The organism is Candidatus Binatia bacterium, assembly GCA_036504975.1.
In the GTDB taxonomy this organism is placed as follows: domain Bacteria; phylum Desulfobacterota; class Binatia; order UBA9968; family UBA9968; genus JAJPJQ01.
Genome location: DASXUF010000072.1, coordinates 40142 through 59650, shown reverse-complemented (window position 1 = coordinate 59650; position 19509 = coordinate 40142). Strand labels below are relative to the sequence as shown.

The window sequence follows — 19509 nt, the reverse complement described above, 5'->3', positions numbered from 1 at the left end:
CGTTCCAGTTACTGCCGATGGAGGCAGCCATGGTCGATGCGTTCTTTCGTGTTTCATTACCAGTGGTAGCGGCCGCGCTGTGGTTCGGGAGCTGTGCTCCGTCAACAGGGATTCATGATATTTCCAGCCGTCCGGTCTCCGGATCGCAGCCGGATTTCAGGCGATTCCCAGCGGTAACAGTAAGAGCTCTGAATCTGAGCCCGTCGAGCGTTACGGGCGGCCAGCCCGCGCATGGAACGGTCGTTTTGACCGCCGCCGCGCCGGCGCCAGGCATCGTGGTCGAACTTTCGGCGGACGATCGGGCGGTCAATGTCCCGGCGACGGTCAAGGTCGCCGGCGGCGCGACATCAGCGGCTTTTACCGTGACAACGTTGCCGGTAAGTGCGACGACTACGGCGATGATTACCGGCAAACACGACGGGGTCAGCAAAACCGTGGGCCTCGCCGTCAAGTCGTCCCTGTTGACCTCTATCAGCCTAAACCCGACGACGGTTCCGAGCGGCTCGACGTCGACGGCGACTGTTCAGCTCGACGGCAACGCTCCACCGGGCGGAATCGCGGTCACGCTTTCGAGCAACAAGCCGAGTAGAGCTGGCGTGCCGCCGAGCGTCCTAGTCGCTGCTGGAAGCGACTCCGCTACCTTCGCGGTGAATACGACCGCGGGCGAAGCAGTTGCGGCAACGATTTCGGCCTCTACGGATAGCGTCACTAAAACGGCGGCGCTCACGATTCAGCAGAAAAAACCGCAACTCTCCACGACGGCGCTCAAACGCGCGGCAAGCAACGCGCAGAACAAGCCGCGAGTCCCCCAAACCTACTGACTGAGGCGGAGTCTGTCCGGTACGCGCGCAAGGATCGTGCGCGGCGAAGACATGAAGTGGCCGCTGCTACGCTACCGGCTCTAGACGCGCAGCCCGGAGCCCGTCTCTCAGCGCATTCACCTCGTCGGCCGGCAGCGGTACCAGCGGCGATCTCAAGGCCGGGCTCGAGATTTTTCCCAGCAGCCAGGCGCAATACTTGTAGCGTATGTGGAGAAAGACGTACGGGTCGCGGTAAACCAACCGGAAGATCGGAAAGATTTCATCGTGCAATTGTTTTGCGCGCTTCAAATCGCCTCGCTTCACCGCCTCGAACATCTCGACGTCGTGCGCCGGACAGAAATTGGCCGAGCCCGATAGCGCGCCGTCGGGCAGAAGTTGAAACGCATAGTAGAGTGTGCGCCCGTTGGCCGGCAGCAGAAAAATTTTCCGCGGCACGGCGCGGACAGCGCGAACTTCTTCTTCATATTGGGCGACGTCCACGTTGGTCGCCATCTTGATCGCCTGGACTTGTGGAATCTCGCGGCAGATGCGCGCCAGGACTTCCGGCCGGTAGTAAAAAGGATTGTTCGGCGAATACTGAAACAGCACGATCGGCATGTCCGGAACCGTCTCGGCCACCGCCCGAATCTGCGCGATGCCGAAATCCGGGTGACGGTCCGCGTGCCAGGCGAAGAGCGGCGGCGCGCAGAGCATCACCGCGCTCGCGCCGGCCTCCTTCGCGTCCTCGACCTGCTCGATCAATTCCCAAGTCGGCAACGCGTGAACCCCCGCGACGACGGGATAGTCCGTCCCCAGCGTCTGCCGCGCAAGTTTGACCACGTCACGTTTTTCCTTACGATTCAGCAGCTCGCCTTCTCCCGCGTGGCCGTTGCAAACCATGCCGGTAACGCCTGCCCGTTTCAGCTCGAGGAAAAGCCGTTCCAGCTCGTCGGCGCGAATTTCTTTTCCGTCCGGCTCGAACGGCGTGATGTTGGCAGCGTAGATGCCTTTAAATTCCATCGCGCTCACCTCCTACCTTTTCTTAAAGGAGAGCCGATGCCCGCTCGGAGAGTTCGCGCATCCGTCACTGCCGGTTGGCCTAACCACGGATCTATTGCGCGAACTCGGAGAGCGGGTGTCGGCTCTCCGCTCCGCCTCATTCCGCGTCCGGCTGATTTTCCGGCGCGGCTTTGACGAATGCCGGCAGTGTAACGCAGTGGGCGTCGATCCGGACCAGAGTCGGATAACCCGAAAAATCGCAGCCGAACCGCCTGGCATTGGCAACCTGCGGCACGAGACAAAGATCGGCGAGCGTCGGCGCATCGCCGAAACAGAACTTGCCCCGCTTCGAAGCGGCGAGCACCATTTGCTCTAGAGCCGAGAAGCCGAGGCCGATCCAGTGCTGTGCCCAACGGTTCGCCTCCGCTTCCGGCTGCTTCAGCTCGCTTCTCAAATAGCTCAAGACTCGTAGATTCTGTATCGGGTGAATCTCGCATGCGACCGCCAGCGCCATCGCGCGCACGAGCGCGCGGTCCGCCGGATCTTTCGGCAGAAGCGGCGGCGCGGGGTAACGCTCTTCGAGATACTCGATGATCGCCAGCGACTGCGTGAGCCGCCGCCCGCGGTCTTCCAAGGTCGGCACGAGCGCCTGGGGATTTTTCGCTTTGTAGCCGGAAGAAAATTGCTCGCCGCCGCCGCGCCGCAAGTGGATCGGCGCCTGCTCATATTCCAGGCCCTTTAAATTCAGCGCGATGCGCACGCGATACGAGGCCGAGCTGCGAAAAAAAGTATAGAGCTTCATCATCCGTCCTCCGATACAAAACTATCTCAAATTCTCATCAAGTACACACCCGACGTCGGGCGGGTCGAATACCACCGCGACTTCATCGCCGCGGTTGAAAAGATTTCTCGGATTGGCCACGTGGGCGCGGATCGATTTGCCTTTGACATCCACTTCGTATTCCACTGAAGAGCCCTGGTAGGCGGTCGCGGTGACCCTGCCGGTCAATCGATTGGAATCCTGGGGAGCGGCGCCGACCGGCAGCAAGGTCATCGTTTCAGGCCGGATATAAAGCGTGATTTTCCCGGCCGGCGCGCTCTGAAGTTGCACTTGCGCCGCGGCGGTCTTGATTCTAAGCCCTTCGTCGGTTTCGACTTCCACGAATCCGTCCCCCGCCTGCTTGATCGAGCCAAAAAACAGATTGGATTGGCCGACGAACTCGGCGACGAAGCGCGAGCGCGGGTTCTCGTAGATCTCGCGCGGGCTGCCTTCCTGGACCACTTTTCCGCCCTCCATGACGGCGATGCGCGTGGAGAGGGCGAGCGCTTCTTCCTGATCGTGCGTGACGTAGACCGTCGTGATGCCGAGGTCGCGCTGGAGCTTCAGCAGCTCGATGCGCATCTCGGCGCGGAGCTTGGCGTCGAGATTACTCAATGGCTCGTCCAACAACAAAGCCCGGGGCTGCACGACCAGTGTCCGGGCCAGTGCGACGCGCTGCTGCTGCCCGCCGGACAACTGCGACGGCCGGCGCTTCTCCGTCGCCGCCAGCCCCACGCGCTCGAGCGCGTCGGCGACCCGCGCCCCGATCTCAGCACGCGGAAATTTTCGCTCGCGCAAGCCGAAGGCGACGTTCTCGAAGACGGTCATGTGCGGCCACAGGGCATAGTTCTGAAAGACCATGCCGACGTCGCGCCGCCAGGACGGAACGTGGTTCACGAGGCGGCCGTCGAGAAAGACCGCGCCTTCGTCCGGCGCGGCGAACCCCGCGATCATTCTCAAGAGCGTCGTCTTGCCGCAGCCGCTCGGACCGAGGAGAGTGAAGAACTCGCCGCGCTCGATCGTAAGATCGATATGGCGCGCCGCCCAAACGTCGCCGTACCTCTTGCCGATTTTTTCCAATCGGATTTGCGCCGCGTCCACCGTTACACTCTAAACGCGCTGCCGGCGCGGGCGCCGAAAATACGGTGCGTCAGATAAGTCCCCAGCGCCACCATGGCGATCGCCACGACTCCCAGAGCGGCGCCGGCGGCCCGGCCGAGCGCGCTCTGCATGTAGACGTAGATGCCGTAGGAGATCGGTCCCAACTCGATCCTGGGCACCAGCATGATCGTGGAAGAAAGCTCGACGCACGAAGTGATGAAGGCGATGAGCCCGCCGGCCACGACGCCGCCGCTGATGAGCGGCAGGGTCACGCGGAAAAAAGTTCTCAGCCGGTTGGCGCCGAGATTCTGCGCCGACTCCTCGAGGCTCACGTGAACCTGCTGCAGGGCGGCGTAACAAGCGCGCACGGTGTAAGGCAGCCGGCGCATGGTATAGGCGACCACGAGGATGAGCCAGGTGGAAGTCAGCGGCGCGCCGACGCCGGGAAAATCCCAGCCGTGGAAGACCCGGATGTAGCCCACCGCGAGCACCACGCCGGGAATGGCGAGCGGCAAGGTGGCCAGCGCGTCGAGCAGATTTCTTCCCCATAGCCGGCTCCGCAGCAGGAGAAAAGCGATGGCGGCGCCGAGCGCGACGGCGAAGCCGGCGGCGAGCCCCGTGTAGAGCAGCGTGTTTTTGATGAAGTGAGGCGCGCGAAAGAGAATCTCCGTGTAATTATCCAAGGTCAACCGGGTGGGCAGGACGGAAAAGCTCCAGACCTTCGAGAGCGACAGAAGGAAAATACCGATGTGCGGCAGCAGGCCGATCGTCACTGCGAGCGCGCTCAAGAGCAGAACGAAAAAGAGTTTCTTTCCATGGATCGGCCGGCTGGCGCCGGCGCCGCCCTGGACGGTGGCGTATTCGGCGAGGCTCAGATACTTCCGCGCCGCTAGCAGAGACGCGAGCGAGAGAACGACCAGCACGACACAGATGACGTAGCCGTCCACATCGTCGATGCCGATGGTCGTGATGCGGAGATAGGCCTGCGGCGCGAGGAGATTCTTGTAGTTCAACATCAGCGGCGTGCCGAGATCGTCGATCGCCCGGATAAACGTGAGAAGAGAGCCGGCGATAAAGCCGGGAAGCATGAGCGGCAAGGTGACGCGGCGAAAGAGCCTCGCCCCGTGGCACCCCATGCTCTCTGCCATCTCCTCCAGCGAAGCATCGATGTTGCTAAGCGATACCGCGGTGTTGAGCATGATGAACGGAAAGAAGTGCAGCGTCTGCACCAGGACGACGCCGGTCAGGCCGTCCATGAAGGGAATCGTGAAGTCGAACCAACGTAAAAGCAGAAGATTGACGGCGCCGCTCCGGCCGAGGATCTGCTGGAACGCCACGGCGCCGACAAACGGCGGGATGACGAGCGGCAAGGTGGCCAGCGTCTGCAGCAAAATTTTTCCCCGGAACTCGTAGCGGGCGATCACGTAGGCGAGCGGAATGGCGATCAAGCTGCCGAAAAACACGACGAGAAAGCCGCTCCAGAGGGTGTTCCACAGCGCCTCGCGGAAAAGCGGCCGGAGAAAAAAGTTTTGAAAATGGATCGCCGTGAAGCTGCCTTCTTCGCCGGCGAGAGCGACCCAAAGAACGCGCAAGACGGGGTAGAGCATGAAGACGAAGAGCAGGGCGAGCAGCGCGAGCATGATCGCGCCCTGCAGCCAATCGATCTTTTCTCGCAACCGCAGCGCCGATACGGCTTCACTGGTGATCATGGAAGCTGAAGGCTGACGGCTGATCGCTGACAGCTATTTGGCCAGACCCGCCGCTTTGTCCGCCAGCTCTTTGGCTTTGGCGTAGTTCGCCTTGGCCGTGGTCTCCCACTCGGTCTCCATCTGCGCCTTGAGCCCGGTCTTGCCGCGAAAACCGGCGACGACTTCCTTGTCGCTCGCCTTCTTTTCATCGATGGTCACCTGTGACGCAAACTTTCGTGCTTCAGCGATCAAACTGCGCGCCTGCGCGACGTTCGGCCCTTTGCCGGCCGCGGCCGCTTCTTCGGCTTTGTAGATGCTCGCCCACGCGTCCTTCAGCTCCCTGTGGCGGAAGGTGACGATGTGATCGTAGAGCGAGTTGACGATGTCGCGCCGGCCGGACGAGAGCTGGTCGTTGAAATCCACGCCTCCCATCTTGGTCTTGAAAGGGTTGGGATAATTCGTTGGCGCTTTGGCGTAGAGATCGGGCATGACGGGAAGCCGCGCGATGTCCGGAGAAAAGAGCAGCATCTGCCCGGGCTCGCTCAATAGGTAATTGACGAAAGCCTTGGCGTTCTCCATATTCGGCGCGCCCTTCACGATCGCGACGCTGGCCGGCACGACCGACGTCAGGGAGGGATAGACGAAATCGACCGGCTGCCCGCTGGCGATGGCGGACAGGCCGAAGAAGTCGATCACGACGCCGATGCCGTACTGGCCGCTGATGACCGCCTCCGGCACTCCGAAGCTCCGCTCGGTGATCGCTCCCATGTTGCCGCCGGCGTTGAGGAGAAGATTCCAGCCCTTGTCCCAGCCGTAGGCCTGCAGAATCGTTTCGATGGTCAGATGCGTGGTGCCGCTGCGCGAAGGAGCGCTGATGACCAGATGGCCGTGATAACGCGGGTTGGCGAGGTCCGTCCATTCTTTCGGCTGCGGCAGCTTGTGACCCTGGAGATAATTTTTGTTCCACATGAGACCGTAGCCGCTGATGGCGAAGCCGAAATAGGTTCCGTCGGCGTCGTGCACGGGAAAGTTGCCGACCTTCGACGGAATCTTCGCCATGGCTTCCTTCGGCGGCGCATATTTTTCGAGCAGGCCGTCTTTTTTGAGCGTCTGGAACGCGTCCGGCGCGCTGACCCAGAAGATGTCCGCTTCGGGCTTCGCCTTGGTCTCGCGCAGGTAGGTCACGCCGGCGTTGGTCTGCTTGTTGTTGATGACGACTTTGACGTCCGGATATCTTGTCTCGAAGGCCTTCTTGTAATTTTCGAAGAGCTCTTTGGGAAAAGAAGTGACGATCACAACCTCTTTGGCCTGGAGGGAATTGGCCGCGAGACATAGCGCAAGCGCCGAGAAAAATAACGTGCAGCGTTTCATAAGGCCTCCTTCGTTTCGCATCCTTTATCCTTTTACGGTCACCGGGTGGTCCACCATGGCGTTGAACAGGTAACCCTGCTCGTTGAAAGCAACGCGCTCCGGCTGCGCGTTGCCGCGCTCGTCGGTCGCGCGCACGCGGATCGTCTGTTTGCCGGGCCGCGCCTCCCAGTCGGCGTCCCAACGAACCCACGCCTTGGCGATGTTCGGCTCTCTAAGCCTTGCCCTCTGCCAGCTCTTTCCTTGATCGAAGCTGACCTCCACTCTCTCGATCTTGCCGTTCGGCGACCAAGCGCGGCCGCGCACAAGCCTCCGCCCGGCGGCGATTTCGCCGTTCCACGGAAGCTCCAGCGCGCTCTTCACCGCCTGGAGCGAGAGAATCGGCCCTTTGGCGGGCGCGCTCGGCTGGTAGTCCGGCCCGATCATCACGTAGGTGTCGGTGTTCCATTGCGAGAACAGCGGCTCTTCGGAGACCTGGATGCGCCCCACCCATTTAATGTTCGCGACGCCGATCCAGCCGGGTGTGAGCAGCCGCGCCGGGAAGCCGTGATCGGGCGGGAGCGGCTGGCCGTTCATCGCGTAGACGACGAGCGTGTCTTCCTCCATCGCTTTGGCGAGCGACATCGGGCGGCGCACTTTGAGATCGTCCAGCCCTTCGGGCATGACGTCGCGCGCCGACTTCTTGACGCCCGCGCGGTCTAAAAGCTCGCGCAGCGGCACGCCGGTCCATTCCGCCACGCCGACGGCGCCGAGCTTCCACTGCGTGCCCTGGGCTTTTTTGCCGTGCGCGGTCTCGAAAAAGCTCCGGCCGTTGCCCGCGCACTCGACGTAGCGAAGGAACGATGCGGCGGGCATCGCCAGGAGATCGTCGTAGGTAAGCTCCAGAGCGCGGCTCACGCCGGTGCCTTCGATCTTGAGCCGCCAGTTGCCCGCCTCGATCTTCGGCGTGCGGGTGTGATTGCGCACGAAAAATAATTCGTTGGGGACGAGGTAGCCGCGCCCATACATCGCCTCCCAGCGCATTTCCTTGTTGCTGCCGAAGTCGTTGAACAGATCGGGCGGCGTCGGTTTCAAGACCGGCTGCGCGTCCGCCGCGCCGGCGCGGGCCGGCAGGAGCGCGCCGCCGGCGAAAGCCGCGAGCGAGCCCGATGCCGCCAGGAGCTTGAGGAAGCCGCGCCTGGAGAGGCCATGCCTTTTCGCCGCCAGTCGCATAAACTCATCGGCGCGCGCGGCGAGATATTCATCTTCGCGGAGCAACGTTTCCCGGCTCATAATCGCCTCCTTTGCCTTCCGGCCTCGCTATTTCTTGCAGAAGCCGCGGATCAATTTCACCAGCGAACGGATCTGCTCGTCGCTGAGAGAGTCCTTCCACGACGGCATGACCGTGGAGCGTCCCACGCTCTGCCCGCCTTCTTTGATGATCTTGAACAGCGTCTGATCGGAATCGGCGGCCATAACTTTGCAGTCGGTAAAGTCAGCCGGTTTTGGATGAAGTCCCGCCGCGCTGGGGCCGTCTCCCCTGCCGCTCGATCCGTGGCAGACCGAGCATAGGCCGTTGAACAAAGAAGCCGCATCTTCGGCGCTCCACGAGGATGAGGGCGCGACGGCGCCGAGAGAAAGAAACCCGAGCAAAAAAAATCCGCGGCTCGTTTTCAATGCTTGGTCCCGGTATGCGGTTGATAATCCAGTTCTTCCGCCTTTGTCAACACTGCACGGAGCGTCACGACGCTCGGGCATCAAGCGTTCGGAACGCGACGAAGCAAAAAAAATGTGTTATGGAGGAATACAGCAGCTTTGAGATCGCCGCCTGATGGCTATCCCGGATGCCAACCAACCCCGCGCACCGACCGCGAGACGGCTGCGCTTTTTACTGGGGGTCGCTCTGATCGCGGTCAGCTTCACGGTTTATCTCGCCTATTTCGTCATTGTCTTGTTTCTGCCATATTCGGCGGAGGCCAAAGTGGGCGTGATTGTCGCGGCTTCGCTGGTGAGTTGGGCCGGATTCAGCTTGGGAATTTTTCTTGCCGGCCATGAAGGCTACCACTGGATAAAACGGGCGTGCGCGCGAAGGAACGCTTCGAAATCAGTCGGATGAGCGCGCGCGGTAGCGGTAGGCCCGGCTCCGGCGCGTCGAGCCGGCGAGCTCGGAAAACACCAGGCCGCGGAAGATCATCAAAAAAGTGAGCAGAAGCCCGAAAATCGAAAGGAGAAAAAAGAAACGAAAAAAAGACGGCAGGTAGGAGGCCGGAACATCCAACCAGCCCAACAAAAAGTAAGCGACGGCGGTGATCAACACGTTGGGCACGAACCATTCGATCCAGTTCTCGACGATGAACTCGTAACTCGCGGAGAGCAGCGCGAGTCCCGAAGACCGCGTTTGATAAATCAATTCCGGCACCGGGTTTAGGATGATATAAAGAAAAAGCTGTACAATGAAAACGATCAACGGCCCATCCTCCGTCGAAAAGGCCACGCGCGACAACAGCGTCATCGGGATCCACAGGATGAACGCGAGCCCTATAATCTCCCAGAGATAGACCGAAAAGCCCTTAAAAAAATCGTTGAGATCGAACTTCCCCATCCGGACGACGTTCTCGATGAGGAACAGCCCCGAGCTCGCGCAGGCCGCAGTCACCGCCGTCATAATGAATCCGCCAATGAAGCCCAACGGCGCGGCCAGCGCCGCGGCGACGGACAAAATCAAGCTGTAGGCCAGCGGCGCGAAGATGATGCCCCAGTTGGCGGCGAGCAATTCGACGGAGCGCTTGAGCGCGACCCGATAGATCCACAACGTAGCTTTGACGGTTTCCATAAAAGCGGCGCCCCATCTTATAGCAGTTAGCGATACACGAGCCAAACTCTCCCGGCCCAAAAATAAATTCGGGTGACGAGGACTTCGCCATTTTGCCCGATCGGAAATCTGCGCCGGCAAACGCGAGCGAGCTTCGCGTGAAAAATTTGCGCAGAATGTGATTCAGGGGATCGCCATAGCAAACTATTTCACTGGCACCGAATCTGCTGTTGACTCCTTAACCGTCGAATTCAGTTCGCCCATCGCAAGATATGGTCAGACACCGTCCTTTGTTCTCTAAATAAGACAATCGAATCACAATTTGACGCGCGGTTACCGGCAAAAAATTTTACACCGACAGGAGGTTCGATCATGAAAGCTCAAGAAATCAGCATAGAGAAACCCAGCGTTTGGCAGCAGATTTTCTTGCAAAGTAAAGTGAACGGAGCGCCGTACTACGGCGATTTGCTGCCGGGACGAGATTGGAACTGGCCGAGAGACAGCTATCTCAAGCGCCGGCTCAAGCGTCTGCGATCGCAACCGTTGTCCGACGACTCGGCTATTTCATCTTGCAATCTTCAGCGCAGATAACTAGGGCTAAAATGTTTGCTCTCGCCAAACTTTTCCGCCGCTCGTGCCGCCAAATCAAAGCCCGCCTGGGAAAACCCAGGCGGGCTCGCGCGGAACGAACCCAAGGCGCCTGGATTCCTCACCTTCGATAACCTTTTTTTTCTCCCGCCTCATTTCTTTCCTGCTTGTCCGGCGATTCCCGATGCGTTAAGGATGGTGCGGCCTCGTTCGGAAGCCGTTCAAGGAGGTTGCCGCCATGAAGAACCGATTTCGGTTCATCACTGTCGCTTTGCTGCTGGGCTTGACCGTCGGATCGGCGCGAAACGCTGGGGCAAGGATTTACATCGCCTACATCACCGATACGACCAGCTCGGTGGTCTACTGGCTGGCCAAGGACGCGGGCTTGTATAAGAAGCACGGGCTCGACGTCGAAACGCTCTTTATCGACGGCAGCGTCCGCGGCATCCAAAGCATGATCGCCGGAGATTTGGGTTACAGCGGCGCCGTCGGGACGGCGGTCATCAATGCCAAACTCGCGGGAGCAGACGTTGCGATCGTCCAGAGCCAGATGAATACCCTGCCCTATTTCATCGTCGGAAACGCGAGCATCAAATCGCCCGAGCAGCTCAAAGGCAAAACCGCGGCCGTCCATATCCCGGGGACCTCGGCGGACTTCGCGGTCAGACTGGCCCTTGCGAAAGTGGGAGTCGCTTACAAAGACATCAAGGCCATCACGGTCGGCGGGGCGCCGGCGCGCCTCGCCGCGATGATGAGCGGGCAAGCGGATTTTACCGTGGTCACCGAGGGAGAGAGGCTCCGGGCGGAAAAAGCCGGGCTCAAAGCGATCATCGACATGGCCAAGCTCAAAGTGCCGTTCCAGTTCACCTGCATCGCCACCACGAGGAAAAAGATTCGGGAGAATCCTGATGAAGTGCGGCGCGTGGTCCTGGCCATGACCGAAGCGGGTCATTTCTTCAAGAAGCACAAAGAGGAATCGATCAAGGTGATGCAAAAATACACCCGCGGTTCAAGCCGCGACGTCCTGGAGGCGGCGTACGTAGCCAACGCCGCGCTGCTCGTGGACGATGGTTATCCGACGCTCGAAGGATTGAAGCAGACGCTGGAGATCCAGGCTTTGACCGACCCGAGGGCGGCCAAAGCGAAGGGCGAGGATTTTGTCGAGCTTAGATTTGTGGATGAAATGAGGAAAAGCGGGTTTGCGGAGAAGCTGCGATAAACAAATGCCCGAAACGTTAAGAATCGCGACGATTAATACTGGAGGAACCTGGGGGCGGATTCTAGCTTGGCTGGCCGACGGCGTGAAGGCCGCGGGTTTTCAAATCGAGCTTTTGAAGCTCGGCGGCGAAGTTCCGGAGCTCGCGCTCGCGGTGGACAAGGGCGAAGCCGACATTTCCGTCACGACGACCTTTGCCGCGCGCGCCGCGCATGAGGGCAAGGCGCCTTACTCGAAGCGTCTCCGTATAAGGGGGCTAAGCGAGCTCCAGTACCCGATGCACTGGTTCGTCAACATGGCGCGCGCCGATCTTGAGATAGATTCATTCGCGGACCTGGCGGAAAAGCATCCTGCGGTTCGATTTTGCTTGCCGGCACCGAATATGGTCGTCTCCTATCCGGTCAGAGGTATTTTCGGCCATTTCGGCATCGACCCGTATGAAGACGTTCCCCGCTGGGGCGGGAAGGTGATCACCGATTTTTCCTCCGTCCCGCGACTCATAGCGAGCGGCGAAGCGGACGGCGTCTTTAGAGAAAACAGCCCGCTCCGTTACGACCCTTCCCAAAGCCGCGCGATGAACTTTTTCTCTTTGACCGAAGCCGAAGCCCGAAAGCTCGCCGAGGAGCTGCGCATCAAGCCCAGCCTCATTCCAGCCGGCACGTACAAAAACCAGGAAAAAGATCTCTGGACGTTGGACGCGGAAGGCTTCACGCTTTACTGCCGCTCCGATCTGCCTGAGGAGACCACTTATAGAGTGGCGGAAGTTATCGACCGTTCAACTTCGACGCACTACCTCGGCTCGTCGATTTTCTACTCGCCGCGCTTCGCCGTCCAGACCGGCATGCCGCTCCATCCCGGAGCGCAAAGTTATTTTCGCCGATTGGGCTATCTCTGATTCGAGGCGTGAGGCTACAGTTGGGCGGAAAGCGTTAGGGAAAGGAGTGCGGCACGAGAGTAATTGTGAGGCTGGTTTCTAGAGAAGCTCCGCTAGAAAGACGGCTTCGGCCATTTTCCCGCTACCGGCTGTCTTCCCACACATCTTTCTTCTTTTGCGTGCCCCTCAACGACAATCCCTCCTGCTGGCTCTTATAGATGGACAGGCTGTAAAGCTCCTCCTGCTGAACGTCTCCGTTCTCGTCCTCGTATTCGAATGTGATCTTGCGCTGGTCTTTAGCCAGCTTGATCAAGCGCCCCTTCTTATCGTCCACTATTCTACCGACCGTCCGAAGCGACTCCGCCAGGGAAGTTGCATCGGGAGTTGTTAGGACGCCCTTTTGCCGCGTCGCGCCCATCTCATCCAATCGATTGACATCTTCTGGGCTGTACTTTCGCGCAAACGGCTGCGCCGAGCCGATGCTCCGGCCTTGGGCGACAAAAACAGTGTCTTGGACCGTTATTTCCACTGATTCAATCGACAGCGCGGCCAGGTCCTGTCCGATCGCACGCAAGGCGACCGCGTGCTTTAGACCGCCGACAGGCCGCTTCATCAATGCTGCGCGCACTCTAAACATACTTATATAGATCGGTTAATGCACCGGTTTCTTCAGCGGGTTCTTCTTTTTGTAAAAGCCGACACTTAGCTGAAAAAATTACATAATTGACACGGTGCCGGGCTTTTACTAGCATCGTTTATAGAGGCGCATCGTCGGCATTCAACGGCGTCGAGCTAAAAAGCGGCTCTCCCATGCTCACCCAAGAAGAGAACGAGCTTTTCACTCGCATAGGCCCTGGGACACCGGCGGGCCAACTCCTCCGGCGCTACTGGCACGTCGTCGCCGCGGCATCGGAGCTGACCGAAGAAAAACCAAAAAAACGAGTAAGGGTGCTGGGAGAAGATTTGGTGCTCTTCCGCGATGGACGCGGTCAGTACGGTCTCGTAGCCGAGCATTGCTCGCATCGCGGCGCGTCGCTCTACTATGGATTTGTCGAGGAGGACGGCATTCGCTGCGCCTACCATGGATGGAAGTACGACGCGTGCGGCAAATGCCTGGAGCAGCCGTTCGAGAGCGTGGAGGCCGGGTTCAAAGAAAAAATATCACACCCGGCCTATCCCGTGGAGAAACTGGCGGGGTTTTTGTTCGCCTACATGGGACCGCCGGAGAAAAGGCCGCTTCTGCCCAGGTGGGACATCCTTACGCGACGAGATGGAGTGAGGAAGCTGGAGATCTATCAGATCCTTCGCTGCAACTGGCTTCAGGCGATGGAGAACTCGGTCGATCCCGTGCACACCTATTATCTCCACGCGCACACCCTGAGAATGCGGGGCAATAACCAAGGCGCCTACTATTATCGACCGCTTAGCAAGCTCGATTTCGAGCTGGTGGTCCATCCTGCCTGGGCGGGAATTCAGAAGCAAAGGATTTTTGCCGGCGACGAGGGCCGCGTCGAGGCGCCGCACCCGCTCATCTTCCCCAATATGCTCCTGGTGCCCGCCACCAACAGCTACAACATGCATTTTCGGACGCCCGTCGACGACTCCAACACGCAGATCTTCCACGTGAGCTTCCGTCCAACCAAAGACGGCGGCGCGGTGGACCAGCCGGAGGATCCGCCCGCCGAGTTTGTCAGCACCAAGAACAAAGACGGCGAGTTTCATATGGAAAATTTTCCTAGCCAGGACCAGATGGCCTGGGAAACGCAGGGCGCCATCGCCAATCGTCCCAACGAACACCTCGGGGAGTCGGACCGCGGCATCATCATCTTCCGAAAACTTTTGCGCGATCAGCTCCGCGCCATGCAAAACGGCGCCGATCCTCAAGGCATCAACAGAGATCCGGACAAAGACGAGGTCATTCGTCTCATTCCCGAAGGCTATACCGCTTTTTCAGATCGAGCGGCGCAAGACGACTAAGCCAATTAACCGGAAAACAATGATCGCGGCATTTGCTATTTGCCTCCTTCTTTTAACCGGCGCCTCAGGCCTGACCGCGGAATCTAAGCCGGCCTGGCAGATCGAATGGGAAACGACGGTTGCGGCGGCCGAGCGGGAGGGCCAGCTCAGCCTTTATATCTTCGAGGCCGGACCCGTAGGCGTGGAGACCGTGCAGGCCTTCGAGAAGGCCTATCCGAAGATCAAAGTCAGCCAGCTTAGGGCGCGCGGCAGCGATCTTGGACCGCGCATCGTTGCGGAGCGAAGGGCGGGGAAGTACCTGGTGGATGTCTTCACCGGCGGCAAAGGGACTGCCCACGCAACGCTCTACGTCGGCAAGACGTTGGATCCGATCAAGCTTTTGCTGCTCTTGCCCGAGGTCCTGGATGAGAGCAAATGGTGGCAGGGAAAACATAAATACGTAGATCCCGAAGGGAAATACATCTTCGCTTTCCTCGGCAACGGCGGCGGCGTTAACATCAACTACCACACGAAACTCGTGAGCCCCAAGGATTTTAGCTCCTACTGGGATCTCCTCAATCCCAAGTGGAGAGGCAAAATCACCGCCACCGATCCGCGGACCCGCGGGATGGATACGCCGGTTCTTTTCTTCTACTACCACTCGAAGCTTGGCCCCGAATTCATGAAGCGGCTCTATGGGGAGATGGACGTGACGATCGCGCGGGACTATCGCCAACCCGTGGATTGGCTGGCGACGGGGAAATTCTCCCTCTGCATTCCTTGCGTCAGCGACGAGATGGACAAAGCGATGAGGCAAAATCTGCCCGTGGCGCAAATCTCCAACTTGAAGGAAGGCGGCACTTTGACCTCCTCAGGCGGCACGCTGAGTTTTATGAATCAGGCGCCGCATCCCAATGCCGCCAAAGTCTTTATCAACTGGCTCCTCTCGCGCGAGGGGCAAACTCAGGTCCAGAAAGGACCGAAGGACCGGCCCGGCACGGGCTCCAACTCGCTCAGAATCGATATTCCCAAAGACGACGTGCGGGATGAGAACGCGAGAAGAGACGGCGTCGAGTATTTCGACGGGGACGACGATAGATATTCCGACCGGCGGCCAGCGGACAAGTTACTCAACGAGATTTTAGGTAAACCGGGCAAGTAACCCCCGTCTGATGATCCTGCCATGACTCATTCCTGGCCGTCCAACATTCTTGCCGTTGCAATGCTTCTGTTGTCGGACTGCGTCGCCGGCGCGGCGGAAGCGCCGTCGCGCAGCGAATGGGAAAATATGGTCGCGGCGGCGGAAAAAGAGGGCCAGCTTGTCGTCTATACGGGCGGAGTGGCATCCCAGGCGAGGATAGAAGAGGCATTTCAGATCGCCTACCCCAAGATCAAGGTAACATCAGTCACCGGGCGTGGCTCGCAGCTCGGGCCGAGAATTATCGCCGAAAGGCGAGCGGGAAAATATCTGGTGGATTTTTTCATCGGCGGCAAGGGCACCGCTTCCGCGACCCTCCTCCCCGGCAAAGTGCTCGCCCCCATCCAACCCCTGCTGATCCTGCCCGAAGTTCTGGATCTGTCCAAATGGTGGCAGGGCAAGCATAAGTACGTAGACCCGGAAGGGAAATACATTTTCGCTTTCGTCGGCAGCGGCGGCGTGGTCGAGATCGGCTACAACACCAAGCTGGTGAATCCGAAGGAGTTCACGACTTATTGGGACCTGCTGAATCCCAAGTGGAAAGGAAAAATGACCGCCAGCGATCCGCGGATGGGCGGGATGGATACTCCCGTGCTCTTCTTCTATTACCACTCCAAGCTCGGCCCCGAATTCATGAAGCGGCTCTACGGCGAGATGGACTTGACGATCACCCGCGACTACCGCCAGCCGATCGATTGGCTCGCGGCGGGCAAATTTTCCCTCTGCATACCTTGCAACACCCGTGAAACCGAAAAGGCGATGAAGCAAGGTCTCCCTCTGGGACAGATCCTCGAGCTGAAGGAGGGGGGGACCTTGAGCTCGGGCGGGGGCACGATCAGTTTCATCGATAATGCGCCGCACCCCAACGCCGCCAAGCTCTTTGTCAACTGGCTTCTCTCCCGCGAAGGCCAGATGGAGTTTCAGCGGCGCGACGGCGCGGACTCCCTCAGGACCGACATCCCCAAGCAGAACGTGCTCCCGGAGAACCGCCGGCTCGACGGCGTGGATTATTTTGACGGCGACGAGGTCAAATTTTCCGACCGCCGCCCGGCGGATAAGCTCCTGAACGAGATCCTCAACAAACCGCCGAGACAGTAAATGCCCTCCCTTGGTGGCGTGACGATCGGGGTGAGCCTCCCCAAAACCGGCCGCTACGCTCCGAAGGCCGGCCTCGTCTACGAACGCGCTTACAACCTCTGGCTCAAGGAGATCAACGAAAGAGGCGGGCTGCTCGGCAGGCGCGTCGGCTTTCTGGTTTACGACGACGGCAGCGCGCCGGAGAAGGCCGCGGAAAACTATCGCCGCCTGATTTACGACGACAGAGTACCGCTGCTGCTCGGTCCTTGTCACAGCGCGCTCGTGGAAGCGGCCGCGCCTATCGTCGAAAGCGCCCGCAGACTGTTGCTTCAAGGCAGCGGCAGCTCGCACGAGATTTTCCGGCAAGGCCGCAAGTATCTTTTCCTCTGCTGGTCGGGGTGCGATTTCGATTATCCCAAGAGTTTTTTCGAGCTGATGGGTCGTTCGCGGGAGCCCGGGCGACTCCGAACGGCGGCGCTGGCTTACACCGACGGGAGAATCGGCCGCGCCGTAGCGCTCGGAGTCAAGCATTACGCGGCGCTCTACGGATTCGAGCTGGCGCACGCGGAAGTTATAGCCAAACCGCCGTTCGACTATTCAGGTTTGATGCAGCGGATAAAATCCAAACGGCCGGATGCCGTGCTCATCGGTCTCGATCACACCCGTCCGGACGAGCCGATGCATTCGTGTATTTTAGAAGCGCAAAAAGCCGGACTGAAGCCGACTACGATCTGGCTATCCGACAATCCGTCCGTCGACGACGCCCATCTCGGCAATGCCATCCACGGGGTCTTCATGCGCGCGACCTGGGTCGCGATCGATCCCGACCTGCTCGCGAAAAATTTTGCCGGATCATTCCGCGCCGCGTACGGCATCGAGCCGGAGTACCATGCGGCCGGCGGCTATGCGTGTTGCCAGGTGCTCGAGCAGGCAGTGGAGGCGACGGGGAATTTAGCTAACGAAGCTTTGAGAGAGACGTTGCTGCGACGGACGTTCAAGACCGCGATGGGGGAACTCAGATTCGGCGCGAACGGCCTTTCTTCCGGCCGGATGAAACTGTGTCAGTGGCAAAACGGCAAGTTAGAGATCGTCTACCCGGAGTCCGAGCGCACCGCCGCGCCCGGGTCCTGACCTTCCCTCACTTGCTGTCCTCCCAAACATCTGTGAGCTTTTTCGTGCCCCTCTCGGACACCCCTTCCTGCTGGCTCTTGTAGGTCGTGAGGCTATAGTGCTCCTCCGTATGGGGCTGACCGCTTTCATCCTGGTACACGAATGTGATTTTATTCTGTTCTTTGGAGAGCTTGACCAGACGCCCTTTTTTCCCATCCACCACTCTGCCGACCGCCCGAAGCGCTTCGGGCAGGGAAGATGCGTCAGGCGTTTTTTGGATGCCGGTTTTGCGCGTCGCGCCCAGCTCATCAAGCCGCTTGATGTCTTCCGGTTTGTATCGGCGCATCAACGGCTCACCGCCGGAGCCGATGCGGCGGCCGTGAGCGACAAAATCCTTGTCTTCGACCGTTATATCGAGAGATTCCAGCATAATCGGAGTCAGGTCCTGACCGATGCAGCGCAGCGCGACCTGGTATAGCAGTCCGGTGAGACGCCATTTATCGGACCCGTCCGAATTCAAAAGGCGCATCATAATTCTTCCTATTAGGCAACAAGAGGAAATAAAATTCAAGCGGAAAAACTAAAACGAGGCAGAATACTATGGGAAGATTTGGCGCGAAATGGTTGTCGGCTTCGCCGCCATCGCCTCCTGCCTCCGCCCAAGCCAAAAACCGTTCAACAGCCAGGCGACCGACAGCGGCACGGCGACTAGCGCGATGCCGGTCAGTCCCAGAAAAGACAACAGGCCGTACGACCATGCGCCGAGCTGATCGCCGCTCCGATAGACGACGGTATCGATAAAGCTCTTCGCTTTATACTTGTCCTCGCGCGGAACGACCGTGAACAGCACCTCGCGCGCCGGCCGCGCGACGGCGAAATTCCCCGCGCGCCGCAGCACCTGAAACGCGACGACGATCGCGACCGTCGGCGCGACGCCGAGCGCGGCGAAGCCGACCGCGCTGAGTCCGGGAAGCAGAGTTAACGTCAGCGCCGTGCCGAGGGCGCGGATAATGCGCTCGGTGAAGAAGAACTGGGTTCCGAGCGTTAGAACGTTGACCGCGAGATCGATCTTGGCGAAAAAGGCGGTGCGCGTCACCCGGTCGGCGAAGCTCTGACCGACGACGGCCGCTTGCTCGAAATAGAGAAAGGTGGAAGTGATCGCGTAAAGCAGCATGTAGACGCTGATGTTGAGGAGATAGGGCGACCTGAGCGCGTGGGTCACGCCCGACAAGATATTTCCCCCGACCGGCGCCTCTCCGCTCTCTACGGACGGACTCGAGCGCAGCGCTTCCGAGTGACGCGACAGACGGCGCACGCTGAAAACGGCGATTTCGAGGAGACCGGCGGAGACGAGGAGCAAATAGACCGGCCCGACTTGCTCGGCGAGCCCGGCCGTCAAGCTCGATCCTACGATGCCGCCGAGCGTCGCGCCGGCGGCGATAAAACCGAAGAGCCGCTTTCCCTGCTCGGAGGTGAAGACGTCGACCATCAGCGCCCAGAAGATCGAGACCACGAACAGGTTGAAGACGGAGGTCCAGATAAAAAAGACGCGGCCGATCCATATATTTAGCTCCGGCGTCGCGACCTGAAGCAGGAAGAAGAAGAGCAAGAGGTTCGCCAGGAAGAATCGATAGGCGACGGAGATAAAGCGCGCGCGCGTCAGCTTGCGCACGAGCGCCGCGAACGGCGGATTGACCGCGATCATTCCCACCAACGTTCCGGTAAAAAGCCAAGGCAGATTCTCGACGCCGCCCGCGACGCCCATTTCGTCGCGGATCGGCCGGATCACGTAGTAGGAACAGAGAATGGAAAAGATGTAGAGCCACGACCAGGCGAGCGCGCGCGTCTCTTCGGGCCGCACGTCGATCAGGCGGCGGAGCAGCCGGTCGGCGGCGCTCGGCTCGCGAGCGGTCAGCGCCATCG

General features: G+C 59.7%; 20 protein-coding genes. 9 read left to right on the top strand and 11 right to left on the bottom strand.

Translation table 11 applies throughout. The annotated features are described in order from the left end of the window. The first annotated feature begins 29 nt into the window (after positions 1 to 29). Positions 30 to 821 carry a hypothetical protein gene (locus VGL70_08940; GenBank protein HEY3303643.1) on the top strand — a complete coding sequence of 264 codons (792 nt, stop codon included), beginning with the start codon at positions 30 to 32 and terminating at the stop codon, positions 819 to 821. Positions 822 to 887: 66 nt separating this feature from the next. Here the strand turns inward: VGL70_08940 and VGL70_08935 are convergent, their stop codons facing one another. From VGL70_08935 to VGL70_08905, 7 genes are all read right to left on the bottom strand, one after another. After that, positions 888 to 1820: a dihydrodipicolinate synthase family protein gene (locus tag VGL70_08935; GenBank protein HEY3303642.1), complete on the bottom strand. Its 933-nt coding sequence runs from the start codon at positions 1818 to 1820 to the stop codon at positions 888 to 890. 136 nt (positions 1821 to 1956) lie between these two features. Then, entirely contained in the window at positions 1957 to 2601 is a 645-nt protein-coding gene (maiA, locus tag VGL70_08930; GenBank protein HEY3303641.1) for a maleylacetoacetate isomerase, read from the bottom strand. Between the two features lie 21 nt (positions 2602 to 2622). Beyond that, on the bottom strand, positions 2623 to 3720 hold the full coding sequence (locus tag VGL70_08925) for an ABC transporter ATP-binding protein (protein ID HEY3303640.1): 1098 nt from the start codon (positions 3718 to 3720) through the stop codon (positions 2623 to 2625). Positions 3721 to 3722: 2 nt separating this feature from the next. Further along, positions 3723 to 5429 (bottom strand): iron ABC transporter permease, encoded by a 1707-nt coding sequence (locus VGL70_08920; GenBank protein ID HEY3303639.1) that lies wholly within the window; start codon positions 5427 to 5429, stop codon positions 3723 to 3725. A gap of 33 nt (positions 5430 to 5462) precedes the next feature. After that, positions 5463 to 6779, bottom strand: coding sequence for an extracellular solute-binding protein (locus VGL70_08915; GenBank protein HEY3303638.1), 1317 nt, complete (start codon positions 6777 to 6779; stop codon positions 5463 to 5465). Positions 6780 to 6803: 24 nt separating this feature from the next. Then, complete coding sequence (locus VGL70_08910) at positions 6804 to 8048, bottom strand: molybdopterin-dependent oxidoreductase (protein ID HEY3303637.1); 1245 nt, start codon at positions 8046 to 8048, stop codon at positions 6804 to 6806. A 27-nt stretch (positions 8049 to 8075) separates the two neighbouring features. Next, positions 8076 to 8432, bottom strand: a complete 357-nt coding sequence (locus tag VGL70_08905) for a c-type cytochrome (protein HEY3303636.1) — start codon at positions 8430 to 8432, stop codon at positions 8076 to 8078. Between the two features lie 154 nt (positions 8433 to 8586). Here VGL70_08905 and VGL70_08900 point away from each other — a divergent pair, with 154 nt between their 5' ends. After that, a complete protein-coding gene (locus VGL70_08900; protein HEY3303635.1) occupies positions 8587 to 8871 on the top strand; it encodes a hypothetical protein in 285 nt (94 codons plus the stop codon). On the opposite strand, the gene VGL70_08895 is transcribed toward VGL70_08900, so the two are convergent. Further along, on the bottom strand, positions 8860 to 9588 hold the full coding sequence (locus VGL70_08895; GenBank protein ID HEY3303634.1) for a hypothetical protein: 729 nt from the start codon (positions 9586 to 9588) through the stop codon (positions 8860 to 8862). The genes VGL70_08900 and VGL70_08895 overlap by 12 nt on opposite strands. 351 nt (positions 9589 to 9939) lie before the next feature. Between VGL70_08895 and VGL70_08890 the strand changes: the two genes are divergently transcribed. The 3 genes from VGL70_08890 (at position 9940) to VGL70_08880 (ending at position 12266) form a co-directional block, all read left to right on the top strand. Continuing rightward, positions 9940 to 10158, top strand: a complete 219-nt coding sequence (locus VGL70_08890; GenBank protein HEY3303633.1) for a hypothetical protein — start codon at positions 9940 to 9942, stop codon at positions 10156 to 10158. 235 nt (positions 10159 to 10393) lie between these two features. After that, positions 10394 to 11374 carry an ABC transporter substrate-binding protein gene (locus VGL70_08885; GenBank protein HEY3303632.1) on the top strand — a complete coding sequence of 327 codons (981 nt, stop codon included), beginning with the start codon at positions 10394 to 10396 and terminating at the stop codon, positions 11372 to 11374. 4 nt (positions 11375 to 11378) lie between these two features. Beyond that, positions 11379 to 12266, top strand: a complete 888-nt coding sequence (locus VGL70_08880) for a TAXI family TRAP transporter solute-binding subunit (protein HEY3303631.1) — start codon at positions 11379 to 11381, stop codon at positions 12264 to 12266. Between the two features lie 121 nt (positions 12267 to 12387). Here VGL70_08880 and VGL70_08875 read toward each other — a convergent pair whose 3' ends face one another. Then, complete coding sequence (locus VGL70_08875; protein ID HEY3303630.1) at positions 12388 to 12858, bottom strand: hypothetical protein; 471 nt, start codon at positions 12856 to 12858, stop codon at positions 12388 to 12390. A gap of 197 nt (positions 12859 to 13055) precedes the next feature. Between VGL70_08875 and VGL70_08870 the strand changes: the two genes are divergently transcribed. From VGL70_08870 to VGL70_08855, 4 genes are read left to right on the top strand one after another with little or no spacing between them, the layout of a single operon-like run. Then, entirely contained in the window at positions 13056 to 14222 is a 1167-nt protein-coding gene (locus tag VGL70_08870; GenBank protein HEY3303629.1) for a Rieske 2Fe-2S domain-containing protein, read from the top strand. 19 nt (positions 14223 to 14241) lie between these two features. Then, a complete protein-coding gene (locus VGL70_08865) occupies positions 14242 to 15363 on the top strand; it encodes an extracellular solute-binding protein (GenBank protein HEY3303628.1) in 1122 nt (373 codons plus the stop codon). Between the two features lie 21 nt (positions 15364 to 15384). After that, positions 15385 to 16497, top strand: coding sequence for an extracellular solute-binding protein (locus tag VGL70_08860; GenBank protein HEY3303627.1), 1113 nt, complete (start codon positions 15385 to 15387; stop codon positions 16495 to 16497). Continuing rightward, entirely contained in the window at positions 16498 to 17607 is a 1110-nt protein-coding gene (locus VGL70_08855; GenBank protein ID HEY3303626.1) for an amino acid ABC transporter substrate-binding protein, read from the top strand. It abuts the gene before it with no gap. 7 nt (positions 17608 to 17614) lie between these two features. Here the strand turns inward: VGL70_08855 and VGL70_08850 are convergent, their stop codons facing one another. Further along, on the bottom strand, positions 17615 to 18118 hold the full coding sequence (locus tag VGL70_08850) for a hypothetical protein (GenBank protein HEY3303625.1): 504 nt from the start codon (positions 18116 to 18118) through the stop codon (positions 17615 to 17617). A 66-nt stretch (positions 18119 to 18184) separates the two neighbouring features. After that, a complete protein-coding gene (locus tag VGL70_08845; protein ID HEY3303624.1) occupies positions 18185 to 19507 on the bottom strand; it encodes an MFS transporter in 1323 nt (440 codons plus the stop codon). Positions 19508 to 19509 lie beyond the last annotated feature (2 nt).

What these genes read in the sequence shown, in the direction of transcription:
- VGL70_08940 (HEY3303643.1), top strand. Translation starts at nt 30, where the DNA reads ATGGTCGATGCGTTCTTTCGTGTTTCATTACCAGTGGTAGCGGCCGCG.
- VGL70_08935 (HEY3303642.1), bottom strand. Translation starts at nt 1,820, where the DNA reads ATGGAATTTAAAGGCATCTACGCTGCCAACATCACGCCGTTCGAGCCG.
- maiA (HEY3303641.1), bottom strand. Translation starts at nt 2,601, where the DNA reads ATGAAGCTCTATACTTTTTTTCGCAGCTCGGCCTCGTATCGCGTGCGC.
- VGL70_08920 (HEY3303639.1), bottom strand. Translation starts at nt 5,429, where the DNA reads ATGATCACCAGTGAAGCCGTATCGGCGCTGCGGTTGCGAGAAAAGATC.
- VGL70_08915 (HEY3303638.1), bottom strand. Translation starts at nt 6,779, where the DNA reads ATGAAACGCTGCACGTTATTTTTCTCGGCGCTTGCGCTATGTCTCGCG.
- VGL70_08910 (HEY3303637.1), bottom strand. Translation starts at nt 8,048, where the DNA reads ATGAGCCGGGAAACGTTGCTCCGCGAAGATGAATATCTCGCCGCGCGC.
- VGL70_08900 (HEY3303635.1), top strand. Translation starts at nt 8,587, where the DNA reads ATGGCTATCCCGGATGCCAACCAACCCCGCGCACCGACCGCGAGACGG.
- VGL70_08895 (HEY3303634.1), bottom strand. Translation starts at nt 9,588, where the DNA reads ATGGAAACCGTCAAAGCTACGTTGTGGATCTATCGGGTCGCGCTCAAG.
- VGL70_08890 (HEY3303633.1), top strand. Translation starts at nt 9,940, where the DNA reads ATGAAAGCTCAAGAAATCAGCATAGAGAAACCCAGCGTTTGGCAGCAG.
- VGL70_08885 (HEY3303632.1), top strand. Translation starts at nt 10,394, where the DNA reads ATGAAGAACCGATTTCGGTTCATCACTGTCGCTTTGCTGCTGGGCTTG.
- VGL70_08880 (HEY3303631.1), top strand. Translation starts at nt 11,379, where the DNA reads ATGCCCGAAACGTTAAGAATCGCGACGATTAATACTGGAGGAACCTGG.
- VGL70_08875 (HEY3303630.1), bottom strand. Translation starts at nt 12,858, where the DNA reads ATGAAGCGGCCTGTCGGCGGTCTAAAGCACGCGGTCGCCTTGCGTGCG.
- VGL70_08870 (HEY3303629.1), top strand. Translation starts at nt 13,056, where the DNA reads ATGCTCACCCAAGAAGAGAACGAGCTTTTCACTCGCATAGGCCCTGGG.
- VGL70_08865 (HEY3303628.1), top strand. Translation starts at nt 14,242, where the DNA reads ATGATCGCGGCATTTGCTATTTGCCTCCTTCTTTTAACCGGCGCCTCA.
- VGL70_08860 (HEY3303627.1), top strand. Translation starts at nt 15,385, where the DNA reads ATGACTCATTCCTGGCCGTCCAACATTCTTGCCGTTGCAATGCTTCTG.
- VGL70_08855 (HEY3303626.1), top strand. Translation starts at nt 16,498, where the DNA reads ATGCCCTCCCTTGGTGGCGTGACGATCGGGGTGAGCCTCCCCAAAACC.
- VGL70_08850 (HEY3303625.1), bottom strand. Translation starts at nt 18,118, where the DNA reads ATGATGCGCCTTTTGAATTCGGACGGGTCCGATAAATGGCGTCTCACC.
- VGL70_08845 (HEY3303624.1), bottom strand. Translation starts at nt 19,507, where the DNA reads ATGGCGCTGACCGCTCGCGAGCCGAGCGCCGCCGACCGGCTGCTCCGC.